The sequence below is a fragment of the Nocardioides sp. NPDC051685 genome, assembly GCF_044453405.1.
GTDB lineage: Bacteria > Actinomycetota > Actinomycetes > Propionibacteriales > Nocardioidaceae > Nocardioides.
On sequence record NZ_JBITCR010000001.1, the window covers coordinates 556,436 to 570,014 of the forward strand.

The following is a 13,579-nucleotide window of genomic DNA, read 5'->3' on the forward strand; positions in this document are numbered from 1 at the left end:
TGTTGTCTTGGGCTGGTCTGGGCCGCGGCACACTCACTCCTCGGGAGAGGGCCGCTCTGCGGGGTGAACGAAAATTCATTCACCCGCCACTTCGAGCAGCCCTGCTGCGGTGAAAGAAAATTCGTTCACCCGCCAACCGCACCGCCCCGGAGCCTGTCCCCGTCTGAACGAAAATTCGTTCACCCCAACAAACCCCAAGCCCCTACCCAACCCACATCGCCGCGCCAGACCCCTGCCGCCGACCCGATAACCAGCCAAAATTCTCCCGTAACGGGTCGGCGGCAAACACCAACCACAAAACACAGAACCCTCAGCGCGTCCCGACGACCTCCCCACCCCGAACACCAAGATCACGCCGAGAAAACCGCATCCGATAGCGCCCCGGAGTCACCCCGACCTCCGAGGTGAACCCGGCCCGGAAGGTCACCGGCGAGTAGTAGCCCGCCTCGTGGCTGATCCGGTCGAGGGGCAGGTCGGTGGTCTCGAGAAGCGTCTTGGCGACCGCGATCCGCTCGGCGGCGACCCACCGCATCGGAGTCGTGGCGAGGTCACGCTCGAAGCGCCGGGCGAGGGTGCGCGGTGAGACCGCGGCGGCCGCCGCCAGGCGCTCGAGGGTGACGTCCTCGTGCAGGTTGGCCCGGAGCCAGGTGCGCAGCTCGTCGAGCCAGTGGGCCTGCTCGGTGAGCGGGTCGGCCGCGACGTACTGGGCCTGGTCGCCGTCGCGGTGCGAGGCGATGACCAGGTTGCGGGCGATCGTGTTGGCGGCGTGCTGGCCGTGGTCGGTGCGGATCAGGTGGAGGCAGAGGTCGAGCCCGGCGGCCGATCCTGCGCTCGTCAGCACGCCGTCGTCGACGTAGATCGCCCGCGGGTCGAGCTCGACCCCGGGATACGTACGCCGGAACAGCTCCGCCCACCGCCAGTGGGTCGTGGCTCGGCGACCGTCGAGCAGTCCGGCTTCGGCGAGGGCGAAGGCACCGGTGCACAGCGAGACCATCCGGGCGCCCGCATCGGCGGCCCGGCGGAGCTCCCTGACCAGGGTCGGGCTGATCGTCTCGCCCGGCCGGATCGCGGGCACCAGCACCGTGCCGGCCTCGGCCAGCGCGGTCATCGGCCGTTGCGGCGTCAGCCGCGGCCCGCCGTGGACCCGCACCCCGCGCAGGTCGCCGCACAGCACGACGTCATAGAGCGGGCTGGCGTCGTGGTCCCAGTCGTAGCCGAGCGCCTCGAGGGGCATCCCGATCTCGAAGAGCGTCATCCCGTCCACGATCGGGATGGCGATGGACGGCTTCGCAGACATGGCAAGAATCTATCACTCTTAGTCAATCCTGCCACTCCCTCAGGGCGCCCCACGAGAGCACGCTGGAGGCATGACGAACTCCAAGAAGAACCCCAGCAAGGTCCGCCGCACCGTCCGCTCCATCCTCGCCGGCTTCGACGCCGGCGCCCGGATCCGTCACGGCGCCCAGGTTCCGAAGGACCATCCCTCCCGACGCCGGTCGTGATCGTTACAAGCCGAGACGCCTACCGACGGGTAACTCCCGGCCGTTAGGGTGACCGGCATGAGTCACAAGAGCCCCAAGGACTTCTTCGCGCCGTTGGCGGTGGGCGCCCCCGCACCGCTGCGGGAGATCCCGGCACGACCGAGTCGCGCGATCCACTTCTTCGACCCGTCGAACCCGAAGATGGCGGCCAAGGTGCCCGCCATGGTCGGCACCGTCGACGTGCTCCTCGGCAACCTGGAGGACGCCGTCAAGGCGGACAACAAGATCGCCGCGCGCGAGGGCCTGGTCGAGATCGCCAAGTCGACCGACTTCGGCCCCACGCAGCTGTGGACCCGGATCAACTCGCTCGACTCCCCATGGGTCCTCGACGACCTCCTCACCCTGGTCACCGAGATCGGCGACAAGCTCGACGTCGTGATGGTGCCGAAGGTGCAGGGCCCCGAGGACATCCACTACGTGGACCGGCTGCTGGCGCAGCTCGAGGCCAAGGGCGGCGTACAGAAGCCGATCCTCATCCACGCGATCCTCGAGACCGCGCGCGGCGTGGCCAACGTCGAGGAGATCGCGCTCGCCTCCCCGCGCATGCAGGGCATCAGCCTGGGCCCGGCCGACCTCGCGGCCGACCGCAAGATGAAGACCACCCGCGTCGGCGGTGGCCACCCCGGCTACCTGGTCCGCCAGGACCCGGTCGACGGCGACATCCACGGCAACCGCACGGTCTTCCAGCAGGACCTGTGGCACTACACGATCGCGAAGATGGTCGACGCCTGCGCCGAGGCGGGGATCTACCCCTACTACGGCCCGTTCGGCGACATCACCGACGTGGTCGCGGCCGAGGACCAGTTCCGCAACGCGTTCCTGCTCGGCTGCGTCGGCACCTGGAGCCTGCACCCGAAGCAGATCGAGATCGCCAACCGCGTCTTCTCGCCCAGTGTCGAGGACATCAAGCACGCCCGCCGCGTCGTCAAGGCGATGGGCGACGGCACCGGTGCGGTCATGCTCGACGGCAAGATGGAGGACGACGCCAGCCTCAAGCAGTGCCTGGTCCTCGTCGACCTCGCCGAGGAGCTGGCCGCCATCGACCCGAAGCTCAAGGAGCTCTACGACGCGATCGAGATCGAGGACTGAGATGACCGACACGACCTTCCGCCCACTGCGCTCGGTCCTCTACATGCCGAGCTCCAACACGCGCGCCCTCGAGAAGGCCAAGACGATCACCGCAGACGCGCTGATCCTCGACCTCGAGGATGCCGTTGCCCCCGACGCGAAGGCAGAGGCGCGCGAGAACGCGGCCGCGGCCGTGACCTCGGGCGAGTACGGCAACAAGTACCTCACCATCCGCATCAACGGCGCCGACACCGAGTGGCACACCGACGACCTGGCCGCCGCCGCCAAGGCCGGCCCCGACGCCATCGTCGTCCCCAAGGTCAACAGCCCCCAGCAGGTGCTCGACCTGGTGGCGGCCTTCGAGAAGGCCGGCGTCCCGGAGCAGACCAAGCTCTGGGCGATGATCGAGAGTCCGTACGCCATCCTCCACGCCGAGGAGATCGCCTCGGCCTCCGAGCGGCTGACGGTGCTCGTCCTGGGCACGAACGACCTGGTCAAGGAGCTGTACGTCGACCACGTCCCCGCCCGCGCCAACCTGGTCACCTCGCTTCAGCTCGCGGTGCTCGCCGCGCGCGCGAGCGGCAAGGTCATCCTCGACGGCGTCTACAACAACGTGAAGGACGCCGAGGGCTACGCGGCCGAGGTCGAGCAGGGCCGGATCTTCGGGTTCGACGGCAAGACCCTGGTCCACCCCGGCCAGGTCGAGGGCGCCAACGCCGGCTTCGCACCCAGCGAGCAGGCGGTGGCCGACGCCAAGGGCCTCATCGAGACCTGGGAGGCGAGCGACGGCGGCGTGGTGACCTACAACGGCAAGATGGTGGAGAACCTCCACGTCGAGTCCGCGCGACGCACCCTGAGCATCGCCGAGGCCATCGCGGCGTTGTAATCCACAAACCGAAATACCCCTGGGTGTATCTTTGCTGTTACCTCCTGCCTCCATTTGGGCTTGTCAGTAACTTTTTTCCGAGAAGAAGGTGACAAGCAGTCGAGATTCTGGTTCCGTTACGTGCTGCGCGACACAACCGACACTCGCTACGCGCTCAGGAGACAGCGTCAGATGACTGAAGCGAATCGTCGGCCCGCGACGGGGGACCACTCGAACGTCCCGCCCACGCCGGCTCGACACCCCGCAACACCGATGCTCCCCACGAACGACACCGCGCCCGAACCCCTCGAGATCGCCCGCCGCGCTCTCGAGGGGTTGTCGCCGGCAGACGAGTCGTGGTTCACCAATCCCAAGACGAACCCCGCCGCCGAGCGAGTGCGACCGAGTCACACGCCGCACGCTCCGCAGCCGCAGCCGCAGCCGCAGCCGCAGCCCGGCACCGCGCTCGTCCCGCTCCACCCCGCTCCCGGCCGCTCCCAGCCGCAGCGGCCGCCACAACCGCCGCGGCCCAGCTACCAGCGCCCGATGCCGCCGCACACCCGGCTGCCGCAGTACGCCTACCAGCAGTACGCCTACCAGCCGAGCCCCTACACGGCGCAGCAGTACCACCCCGCCGGACCGGTGATGTTCGCCAACCCGGCGATGCCGCCGTACGCCGCCGCGCAGGTGCCGACCCGGAACGCCGTGGTCGAGGAACACCGGATCCCGAAGAGCCGCGCCCGCAACAAGAAGGCCGTGCTGCTGCCGCTCGCGGCGATGGCGATCGCCTCGGCCGGCATCGGTGCCTTCGCCCAGGCCAACGTCGACCCGGACATCGAGACCCAGCAGGTCGAGGCGCGCGCCGGCGGGTATGACGCCGTGCCCGTGGTCGACACCGACACCCAGACGGTCATCGACGCCCCCGGCGTGATCGCGCCGGAGAAGACATCTCCCTTCGCCCCTGGGGCCGCCCGCACCACCTCCGGCGGCAAGCACTCCAACGGCGCCTACGACGCGCCCTCCAGCGCCGAGAGCTACGGTGGCGCCCACGCCTCCAGCGGATCGGTCTCCGGCCCGCAGAGCGGGGACCCCTTGTCGGACAAGGACCCCGAGCCCGCTCCCGAGCCGGCACCCGAGCCCGCCCCGGAGCCCGCCCCGGAGCCCCAGCCGGACCCCGAGCCCGAACCGAACCCCGCGCCGGCCGAGCCGTCGCTCGGCGAGAACGTGGTGGCACCGGTGCTCGACACGGTGACCGGCGTCATCGACGGTCTCACCGGAATCAAGCTCGACCTGACGCCGTGATCGCAGGACCCGAAACGGGCCGTGACCTCCTCCGAGGTCACGGCCCGTTTGCGTACGTCCGGGTGGGTATGCGGTGGCCAGGACGGGCCATCCAGAAATAGGACCTCCGTCCCGATAACTTCCGAGGTTTTCTCTCGTTTGCTCGATGTGCCACCCCTTAACTCGGGAGTGCGCCAGGTTCCCCCGGATCTGGCAGGTGGCACGGCCCCGTTGCGGGGATCTTGGGGGATCCCCACCGCAGAATCGGAGTCCAACCAACAATGCGAAGCATTCGTACGCTCGCGCTGTCCTCAGCCGCTGCCGCCGTCGTCGGCGCAGTTCTGGTTGTGCCGGCGCCCTCACAGGCCGCGCTGACGAACACCTCCTTCGGGATGTTCGCGAGCGGCTTCGGCACCCGCGTGACGGGTGGAAGCATCCCGGCCAACTCGGGCGACCTCGGATACCAGACCATCGGGTGCACCCGTAAGGCTGGCTACGACGTCGACAACAACACCGCCGGCGCCAAGGTGCCGGGTGTCGGCACGATCGGCGCGACCTCCACCAAGCAGCGCACCGTGAAGTCCGGCGAGACGGTCAAGTCCATCTCGGAGCACAAGATCGCCGACGTCGTCCTCGACAAGAGCCCGCTGGGCACGGTCACCGTCGAGGGTCTCAGCTCGATCTCCCAGGCCTGGTGGGACGGCAAGGGCTACAAGGCCGACTCGAAGGCCAAGATCGCTCACATCGTCCTCGACCCGGCTGGCCCCGGCCAGAAGGTCGACCTCCCGATCCCGGGCCGCGACAAGCCGCTCGTCATCCCGGGCATCGCCACCATCGGCATCGGCAACACCGTCGAGAAGACCAACGCCGACGGCGCCGAGGCCTACGCCAACGGCATCTGGATCAAGCTCCACGGCAGCGACTCCGAGGTCACCATCGGTCGCTCCCGCGCGGAGATCAACGGCCAGGCCTACTCCGCGACGTTCCGCGGTTTCGCCGACTCGATCGACGCCTCCACTGTCGGCGGTGCCGCCCTGGTCGGCAAGAACCCGCTGACGAACGCTTCCTGCGCCGGCACCAAGGGCAAGGTGAAGACCAAGTCCATCGCCGGTGTGCCGCTGGGCAACGCGGGCGACGTCGTGGACGTCAAGGGTCTGACGAGCGGTCAGCGTTCGAACCAGACCAAGACCACCGCCGAGGGCTACACCTTCGGTGAGGTCGCCAGCGTCAACATCGGCGACGGCGCGATCCGTATCGAGGGCCTCCGCGCCCAGGCGAACGCCAAGTTCGTCAAGGGCGAGGGCGCCTCGACGTCCACCACCGGCACCAAGTTCGGCGACATCTACGTCAACGACCAGAAGGTCTCCCTCGCCCAGCTCGGTTCGGCGCTCTCCCGCGTCGACATCCCCGGCCTGGCCAAGATCGAGACCAACGTCGTCGTCGAGCGCAGCAAGAACCTGATCGAGGTCGTCGCCCTGCGGCTGACCCTCCTCGACGCGACCGAGGGCACCAAGACCGTTGTCAACATCGGTCACGCCAAGTTCAAGGTGAACTCGAACGCGTGAGGCCTTGATCCACTGAGGCTGTCCTAAGAAACGGCCCATGACCTGACCAGGTCGTGGGCCGTTTCTTCATGATGAAGTTACTCGCGGGTAGTATCAGCCTACCCTTACATAACCGGACCGACTCACAAGCATTAGGCTCGGTCCATTCCGGCAGTCCTGCCCCCTGATGAGGAGCGCCTAGGCATGTTGCAGATCATCACCATCGTCGTGTGCCTCGCGACAACGGTGGCCGCCGCCTACCTGACGACCAAGGCCGTCAGGTCGATGCTCGCGGTCATCAAGATCGGTACGCCGATCAGCCGTGTCGACCAGCCGCTGGCCCGCACCCTGACGATGCTGAAAGAGACCGTCCTCCACACGCGGATGTTGCAGTGGACCTGGGTCGGCATCCTGCACTGGTTCGCCTTCTCGGCGTTCATCGTGCTCTCGACCGCGGTCGGCTCGGCGTACTTCCAGCTCTTCTCCGCCGACTGGACGATTCCCTTCATCGGGAAGTTCTTCCTCTACGAGTGGGTGGCCGAGGGTCTCGGCCTGCTCGGCGCGCTGGGCATCATCCCGCTGATCATCTACCGCCTGCTGCACCAGCCGAAGAAGCTGGGCCGCGGGACGCGGTTCTACGGCTCGGTGATGTGGCAGGCATTCTTCGTCGAGGCGATGGTGCTGCTGGAGTCGATCGCGATCCTGTTCATCCGCGGCGCGGAGTACAACCTGGCCCTGGCCCACGGTGGCGAGCACGCCGAGCACGCCACCGGCTTCCACTTCCCGCTGTCGCAGTTCTTCGGTGCTCTCTACCCCACCGGTCACGACGCGATCGGGTCGCTGGAGAACATCATCTACATCATCGCGGCCTTCAAGATCCTCTCCGCGCTGATCTGGCTCATGGTGATCTCGTCCAACCTGACGATGGGTGTCGCCTGGCACCGCTTCACCGCCTGGTTCAACATCTGGTTCAAGCGCGAGCCAGGGTCGCGTACGTCTGCCGTTGACGGCGCCCGCCCGCTCGGCACCGCGCTCGGCGCGATCAAGCCGATGCTCATCGACGGCAAGCCGGTCACCCTCGAGGACGTCGAGGAGGACCGCATCCCCGAGGACGCCATCCTCGGTGTCGGCTCGATCCAGGACTTCTCCTGGAAGGGCATCCTCGACTTCACCACCTGCACCGAGTGTGGTCGCTGCCAGTCGCAGTGCCCCGCCTGGAACACCGAGAAGCCGCTCTCGCCGAAGCTGCTGATGATGGGCCTGCGCGAGCACGCCTACGCCGCAGCCGCCGACGGCGACCTCAAGGAGAAGCCCCTCATCGGCAAGGCCGACGGCGCCCCGGAGGGTGCCGGGAGCAACGCCGAGGTCCTCGACTGGTTCTACAACCCCGAGGACGGCGGCTTCGTCATCGACGAGGACGTGCTCTGGTCCTGCACCTCGTGCGGTGCCTGCGTCCAGCAGTGCCCCGTCGACATCGAGCACGTCGACCACATCATGGACATGCGCCGCTACCAGGTGCTCGTCGAGTCCAACTTCCCCTCCGAGCTCAACGGTCTCTTCAAGGGCCTCGAGGGCAAGGGCAACCCCTGGAACATGAACGCCAACGCGCGCATGGACTGGGCCAAGGACCTGCCCTTCGACGTCAAGGAGGTCGGCAAGGACATCGAGTCCCTCGAAGAGGTCGACTGGCTGTTCTGGGTCGGCTGCGCCGGCGCCTACGAGGACCGCGCCAAGAAGACCACCCGCGCCGTGGCCGAGCTGCTCGACATGGCCGGGGTCTCCTTCGGCGTACTCGGCAACGGCGAGACCTGCACCGGTGACTCCGCCCGCCGCGCCGGCAACGAGTTCGTCTTCCAGGGCCTGGCCCAGCAGAACGTCGAGACGTTCAAGGAGTTCAAGGTCAAGAAGGCCGTCACCACCTGTGCTCACTGCTTCAACACGTTGAAGAACGAGTACAAGGAGTTCGGCATCGAGCTCGAGGTCGTCCACCACACCCAGCTGCTCAACCGTCTCGTACGCGAGGGCAAGCTGACCCCGGTCACCGACGGTGCCGGCGCCCACAAGCGCTCGATCACCTACCACGACCCGTGCTACATCGGTCGCCACAACGGCGTCTACGAGCCGCCGCGCGAGCTGCTGCAGATCATGCCGGGGGCCGAATACAAGGAGATGCCCCGCAACTCCGAGCGCTCCTTCTGCTGTGGTGCTGGTGGTGCCCGGATGTGGATGGAGGAGAAGATCGGGTCGCGGATCAACGAGAACCGCACCGACGAGGCCGTCGCCACCGGCGCCGACCAGATCGCCGTCGGCTGCCCGTTCTGCCGCGTCATGCTCTCCGACGGCCTGACCAAGGCCCAGGCCAACGGCTCCGCACGCGAAGAGGTCGAGGTCCTCGACGTCGCGCAGATGCTGCTCGCGTCCGTGAAGGGCGAGCAGGCCACCAAGCTGGCCCCGGGTGAGGGCGCGAAGGTCGGTGCCGCCGCCAAGGCTGCCCCGGCTGTCGAGGAGACCGCTCCGGCTGCCGGTGCCGCCACCGCGGCTGCGGGCTCGTCGCTGTTCGACTCCCCCGCCGAGACCACGGAGACCACCGAGACCCCGAAGGCTCCGGCCGACGCGTCCTCGCTCTTCGACACCCCCGCTCCGGCCGAGCCGGCGTCGGGCGGTACGTCCGGTGGCGGGTCGCTCTTCGACACCCCGGCTCCGGCCACGGAGCCGGAGAAGCCGGCCTCCGGTGGTTCGCTCTTCGACGGTGGCGGGTCGCTCTTCGACACGCCTGCGGAGGCACCAGCCGAGGAGGCCCCGACTGCCGGTGGCTCGCTGTTCGACGTGCCCGCCGACAAGCCCGCCGAGAAGCCGGCTGAGAAGCCTGCTGCGGATCTCGGGGCTGGTGGGTCGCTCTTCGACGTACCTGCTCAGGAGGCGGAGCCCGCTGCCGCACCCGAGGCCAAGGCTGCGCCGGCCGAGGAGCCTGCTGTCGACCTGGGTGGGGGCGGTTCGCTCTTCGACATCCCGGCCGCACCTGCTGAGGAGGCCGTCCCGGCGCCCGAGGCGAAGGCCGCGCCCGCTGCCGCGCCTGCCGCCGAGCCCGAGGCACCGGCTGCCGAGGAGCCGAGCATCGACCTCAACGCGGGTGGCTCGCTCTTCGACATCCCGGCCAGCGAGCCCGAGTCGGCTCCGGCTCCGGCGAAGGCCCCCGAGGCCGCTGCGCCGGTCGAGGCCGCTGCTCCGGCCGAGCCCGCAACGGCAGCCCCGGTCGCACCTGCTACCCCGGTCGCCGGGTCGGGAGTGACCTCGGAGCCGAAGACCGACGTCGACTTCGACAGCCTCGGCTCGCTCTTCGACATCGAGGCGCCGGAAGGCACGGTCGCCGCCGCGGCACCCGCCGCACCGGCTGCTGCTCCCGCCGAGGCCGCTCCGGTGGCCGAGGCCGCCGCGGAGCCCACGCCCGAAGCGGCGCCTGTCGAGGAGACGGTCGTCGAGGTCGAGACACCGGCCGAGCCCGAGCCCGAGCCGGAGGCCGTCGTCGAAGAGGCCGCCGCCCCCGCATCGGAGCCGAAGCCGGCACCGGCCGCGAGCGGAGAGGCTCACGCGCCGCGTACGGACGTCGACATCCACGAGGCAGGGTCGCTCTTCGACCTCTGACCCCAACCGCCGAGGCGTCACGCGCGTCGGTCGAGTGGGCACCACCGTGCCCACTCGACCGGCGCGCGTGACGTTTCGGCCGACCTAGCTGACGCCTCGACACGAGGTCTGACATCACGTGCTGTCAGATCGGGGTTGCTATGACGTCATCGTGATGTCATAGTGGTGCGTATGGACATCACGCCGTACATCGACAGCCTGCGACGGGATCTGCTGGCCGCGGCCGAGGCAGCGGGGCCGGAGGCGCGGGAGACCGCGGAGCGACTCACCTTTGCGCTCGATCCGGCCGCTCGGCTGGCGGTGATGGAGGCGGTGAGCCAGGCGGCCGCCGAGATCACCGCCGAGCTCCCGGCAGGCAACGTGGACGTACGCCTGCGGGGGCGCGACCTGGAGTTCGGGGTCACGCTTCCGGAGCTCGCCGAGCCGCTTCCCCCGACACCACCGACGCCGCCCGCTCCTCCGGCCCCTCCAGCGCCGCCGGAGCCGGAGGGCGACGACACCCTCGCCCGGGTGACCCTCCGCATCCCGGAGTCGCTCAAGGCGAAGGCCGAGGAGGCGGCAGCCGACGCCGGCCAGTCGCTCAACACCTGGCTCGTCGGTGCGGTGCGCGCGGCGACCCGCGAAAACGCGGTCAATGTCGACGTCGACCTCTCCGCCATCCCTCACATCGTCAGCGAGGCGATGAGCAGCCTCGACCCCTTCCGCGGCAACAACCGCGGCCGGTCCGACCGCCGGATGACCGGCTGGCTCTGACCTAGACCCATCGCAGACACACCACAACGGACGGCCGCCCGGCCGGTCCGGTAGATCACCACACCCTCAGGAGCCGCACCATGAGCACGTACACCTTCATGTCCACCGCCCCCGCCAAGCTGCTCGTCGAGTTCGGCAAGGGCAACCTCGAGGTCCAGGCGACCGAGACCGACGAGACGGTCGTCGAGATCGACGGCGACGACACCGAGAGTCTCGTCGTCGAGCAGCGCGGCGACACGATCAACATCATCGACCCCCACAAGGGCCCGTTCAGCCGCTCGAGACGCTACGAGATCAGCGTGACGGTCCCGTCCCGCAGCCAGCTCCGGGCCCGCACCGGAACAGCCGACATCGCCACCCAGGGCGTCCTCCGGGCCGCCTGGCTGCAGACCGGGTCGGGCGACGTACGGATCGACCGGGTCACCGAGGAGTTTCAGGTCGAGTCCGGCTCGGGGGACGTCGAGGCCGACGTCCTCGACGGGCGCGCCTCGATCAAGTCCGGCTCCGGTGACATCCGTATCGGTACGGTCCACGACCTGAACACCAAGACCGGCTCCGGCAGCGTGGAGATCGACGAGGTCGAGGGCGACGTGAGCCACTCGACCGGCTCCGGCGACTTCGCGATCCACTCGGTCAGCGCCGGCCGGATCTCGGTGAAGGGGGCGTCCTCCGACGTACGCATCGGGATCCCGAACGGCACCCCGGTGTGGACCGACGTCAACACGGTGAGCGGCCGGTGCACCAGCACTGTCGAGAGCGCTGGCGCACCGGCCGCGGGTGAGCCCTATGTCGAGCTCCGTAGCACCACCGTCAGTGGCGACGTCACGCTCGTCGGGCTCTGAGCCGAAGGGCTACTTCTCCTCGCCGGAGCCAGGAGCGGCGTCCGGCACGACCGGCCGCAGCAGACCCCAGGCGATGAAGACGGCCCCGATGACGAGCAGGATGATGCCCGCCCAGAGGTTGGCGTTGGGCCCGCCGGTCTTGTCGACCTCGGGGTCGCCGAACAGGCCCATCAGCAGCAGGATGATGCCGTAGACGGAGAGCAAGGCCCCGATCACGTTGCGGATGTCGAAGAGCGACAGCAGCGTGCCGAGGAAGCCGCCGCCGTCCTTGGGGATTTCAGTGGACATCTCAGCCTCCTTAGAAGATCACGTTCAAGATGATGACCAGGACCAGCGCGACACCTGCCAGAGGCACCGGGCGCTCAAACCACGGGCGCCCGGCGTCCTGGGCATCGACCAGGTCCTCCTTTGGCGTCTCGGAGTAGACCAGACCCTTCAGGGAACCTTCCGGCTTCGGGGCGGTCACCAGCGAGACGATCACGCTGACGGCGATGTCGACGACGAAGGCGGCACCGGCGGCCACGAACGACGCACCCTGACCGGACAGCGGCAGAACGCCGACGGAGAGGCCACCGAGCGTGCCGTCGGCGAGGATGCCGACGAGCACCGCTGCCAGGGTGCCGGAGACGAGACCCGCCCAGCCTGCGGTCGCGGTCATCCGCTTCCAGAACATACCCAGGATGAACGTCGCGAACAGCGGCGCGTTGAAGAACCCGAACAGGGTCTGCAGGTAGTCCATGATGTTGGAGAAGTTGGACGCCAGGACCGCGGTGAAGATCGCGATCGCGGTCGCCGCGACGGTCGCCCAACGACCGAGCTTCACGTAGAAGTCGTCGGGGCGGTCCTTGATGATGTACTCCTGGATGATGTCGAAGGACACCACCGTGTTGAACGCGGAGACGTTGGCCGCCATACCGGCCATGAACGCGGCCAGCAGACCGGTGATCGCCAGGCCGAGCAAACCGTTGGGAAGCACCTCCGCCATCAGGTAGAGCAGCGAGTCGTTGTAGGTCACGCCCTCACCCGAGGCACCGCCGGCGACCGCCTCCCCCGCCTTCGTACGCGCGATCTCGGTGACCAGGACCGCCGCGATCATGCCGGGGAAGATGGTGATGAACGGGACGAACATCTTCGGGAAGGCGCCGATGATCGGCGTCTTCCGAGCCGCCGAGATCGAGTCCGCGGCCATGGCTCGCTGGACCTCGACGAAGTTGGTCGTCCAGTAGCCGAAGGAGAGCACGAAACCGAGACCGAAGACGATGCCGACCACCGAGAGGAAGTCGGAGTTGAACCCGGTCAGCGCGGCACCGGGCCAGGAGTTGAGCTGGTCGGCGGCGGGCGCGATGGTGTCGGGGTTGGCGGCCGCGGCCTTCTCGATCTTCGAGGTCAGGCCGTCCCAGCCGCCCACCCGGTGGAGACCCAGGAGCGTCAGCGGCAGCAGGGCGGCGACGATCACGAAGAACTGCAGCACCTCGTTGTAGATCGCGGCCTTCAGGCCACCGAGGGTGATGTAGGACAGCACGATCAGCGCGGCCACGATCAGCGCCACCCACAGCGGCCAGCCGAGCAGCGCGTGCACGATGGAGCCGAGCAGGTAGAGGTTGATACCGGCGATGAGCAGCTGGGCGATCGCGAACGAGAGCGCGTTGACCAGGTGGGCACCGGTGCCGAAACGGCGCTTCATGAACTCGGGGACCGAGCGCACCTTCGAGCCGTAGTAGAAGGGCATCATCACGACGCCCAGGAACAACATCGCCGGGATCGCACCGATCCAGAAGTAATGGACGGTGGGGAGCCCGAGCTGTGCGCCGGTTGCCGACATACCCATGATCTCGACCGCGCCGAGGTTCGCTGAGATGAAGGCCAGACCGGTGACCCAAGCGGGCAGCGACCTACCGGAGAGGAAGAAGTCCACCGAGTTCGACATGCCGCGGCTGGCCAGGAAGCCGATCCCGAGGACGAACGCGAAGTAGATGGCGATCAGGAGATAGTCGACCGCGTTGGCCTGGATCAGGGTGTCCGCGGCCAGGATGCTTGCTTGCA

At 68.3% G+C, this 13,579-nt stretch carries 11 protein-coding genes; 8 read left to right on the forward strand and 3 right to left on the reverse strand.

The window, feature by feature from the left end; all coding sequences use genetic code 11:
• Positions 1–310: 310 nt before the first annotated feature.
• Positions 311–1,297, reverse strand: a complete 987-nt coding sequence (locus ACIA03_RS02755; RefSeq protein ID WP_396979004.1) for a GlxA family transcriptional regulator — start codon at positions 1,295–1,297, stop codon at positions 311–313.
• Positions 1,298–1,367: 70 nt separating this feature from the next.
• Here ACIA03_RS02755 and ACIA03_RS02760 point away from each other — a divergent pair, with 70 nt between their 5' ends.
• From ACIA03_RS02760 to ACIA03_RS02795, 8 genes are all read left to right on the forward strand, one after another.
• Positions 1,368–1,502: a hypothetical protein gene (locus tag ACIA03_RS02760; RefSeq protein ID WP_396979005.1), complete on the forward strand. Its 135-nt coding sequence runs from the start codon at positions 1,368–1,370 to the stop codon at positions 1,500–1,502.
• Between the two features lie 57 nt (positions 1,503–1,559).
• On the forward strand, positions 1,560–2,630 hold the full coding sequence (locus ACIA03_RS02765) for an HpcH/HpaI aldolase/citrate lyase family protein (protein WP_396979007.1): 1,071 nt from the start codon (positions 1,560–1,562) through the stop codon (positions 2,628–2,630).
• A gap of 1 nt (position 2,631) precedes the next feature.
• Positions 2,632–3,495 carry an HpcH/HpaI aldolase/citrate lyase family protein gene (locus ACIA03_RS02770; protein ID WP_396979009.1) on the forward strand — a complete coding sequence of 288 codons (864 nt, stop codon included), beginning with the start codon at positions 2,632–2,634 and terminating at the stop codon, positions 3,493–3,495.
• A gap of 171 nt (positions 3,496–3,666) precedes the next feature.
• Positions 3,667–4,776 carry a hypothetical protein gene (locus ACIA03_RS02775; RefSeq protein WP_396979011.1) on the forward strand — a complete coding sequence of 370 codons (1,110 nt, stop codon included), beginning with the start codon at positions 3,667–3,669 and terminating at the stop codon, positions 4,774–4,776.
• Between the two features lie 260 nt (positions 4,777–5,036).
• Positions 5,037–6,320 (forward strand): choice-of-anchor P family protein, encoded by a 1,284-nt coding sequence (locus ACIA03_RS02780; RefSeq protein ID WP_396979013.1) that lies wholly within the window; start codon positions 5,037–5,039, stop codon positions 6,318–6,320.
• Positions 6,321–6,503: 183 nt separating this feature from the next.
• Positions 6,504–9,941 carry a (Fe-S)-binding protein gene (locus tag ACIA03_RS02785; RefSeq protein ID WP_396979015.1) on the forward strand — a complete coding sequence of 1,146 codons (3,438 nt, stop codon included), beginning with the start codon at positions 6,504–6,506 and terminating at the stop codon, positions 9,939–9,941.
• A gap of 171 nt (positions 9,942–10,112) precedes the next feature.
• Positions 10,113–10,694, forward strand: coding sequence for a toxin-antitoxin system HicB family antitoxin (locus ACIA03_RS02790; protein WP_396979017.1), 582 nt, complete (start codon positions 10,113–10,115; stop codon positions 10,692–10,694).
• A gap of 80 nt (positions 10,695–10,774) precedes the next feature.
• The gene (locus ACIA03_RS02795; protein ID WP_396979019.1) at positions 10,775–11,536 is read left to right on the forward strand and encodes a DUF4097 family beta strand repeat-containing protein; all 762 of its coding nucleotides are present in this window, start codon (positions 10,775–10,777) and stop codon (positions 11,534–11,536) included.
• Between the two features lie 9 nt (positions 11,537–11,545).
• Here ACIA03_RS02795 and ACIA03_RS02800 read toward each other — a convergent pair whose 3' ends face one another.
• Both ACIA03_RS02800 and ACIA03_RS02805 read right to left on the reverse strand, forming a co-directional pair.
• Positions 11,546–11,824: a hypothetical protein gene (locus tag ACIA03_RS02800; protein ID WP_396979021.1), complete on the reverse strand. Its 279-nt coding sequence runs from the start codon at positions 11,822–11,824 to the stop codon at positions 11,546–11,548.
• A gap of 10 nt (positions 11,825–11,834) precedes the next feature.
• Entirely contained in the window at positions 11,835–13,565 is a 1,731-nt protein-coding gene (locus ACIA03_RS02805; RefSeq protein ID WP_396979880.1) for a sodium:solute symporter family protein, read from the reverse strand.
• Positions 13,566–13,579 lie beyond the last annotated feature (14 nt).

Excerpts from the sequence above, each read along its gene's own strand:
- ACIA03_RS02790 (WP_396979017.1), top strand. The coding sequence starts at position 10,113 with ATGGACATCACGCCGTACATCGACAGCCTGCGACGGGATCTGCTGGCC.
- ACIA03_RS02780 (WP_396979013.1), top strand. The coding sequence starts at position 5,037 with ATGCGAAGCATTCGTACGCTCGCGCTGTCCTCAGCCGCTGCCGCCGTC.
- ACIA03_RS02800 (WP_396979021.1), bottom strand. The coding sequence starts at position 11,824 with ATGTCCACTGAAATCCCCAAGGACGGCGGCGGCTTCCTCGGCACGCTG.
- ACIA03_RS02755 (WP_396979004.1), bottom strand. The coding sequence starts at position 1,297 with ATGTCTGCGAAGCCGTCCATCGCCATCCCGATCGTGGACGGGATGACG.
- ACIA03_RS02765 (WP_396979007.1), top strand. The coding sequence starts at position 1,560 with ATGAGTCACAAGAGCCCCAAGGACTTCTTCGCGCCGTTGGCGGTGGGC.
- ACIA03_RS02770 (WP_396979009.1), top strand. The coding sequence starts at position 2,632 with ATGACCGACACGACCTTCCGCCCACTGCGCTCGGTCCTCTACATGCCG.
- ACIA03_RS02760 (WP_396979005.1), top strand. The coding sequence starts at position 1,368 with ATGACGAACTCCAAGAAGAACCCCAGCAAGGTCCGCCGCACCGTCCGC.
- ACIA03_RS02795 (WP_396979019.1), top strand. The coding sequence starts at position 10,775 with ATGAGCACGTACACCTTCATGTCCACCGCCCCCGCCAAGCTGCTCGTC.
- ACIA03_RS02775 (WP_396979011.1), top strand. The coding sequence starts at position 3,667 with ATGACTGAAGCGAATCGTCGGCCCGCGACGGGGGACCACTCGAACGTC.
- ACIA03_RS02785 (WP_396979015.1), top strand. The coding sequence starts at position 6,504 with ATGTTGCAGATCATCACCATCGTCGTGTGCCTCGCGACAACGGTGGCC.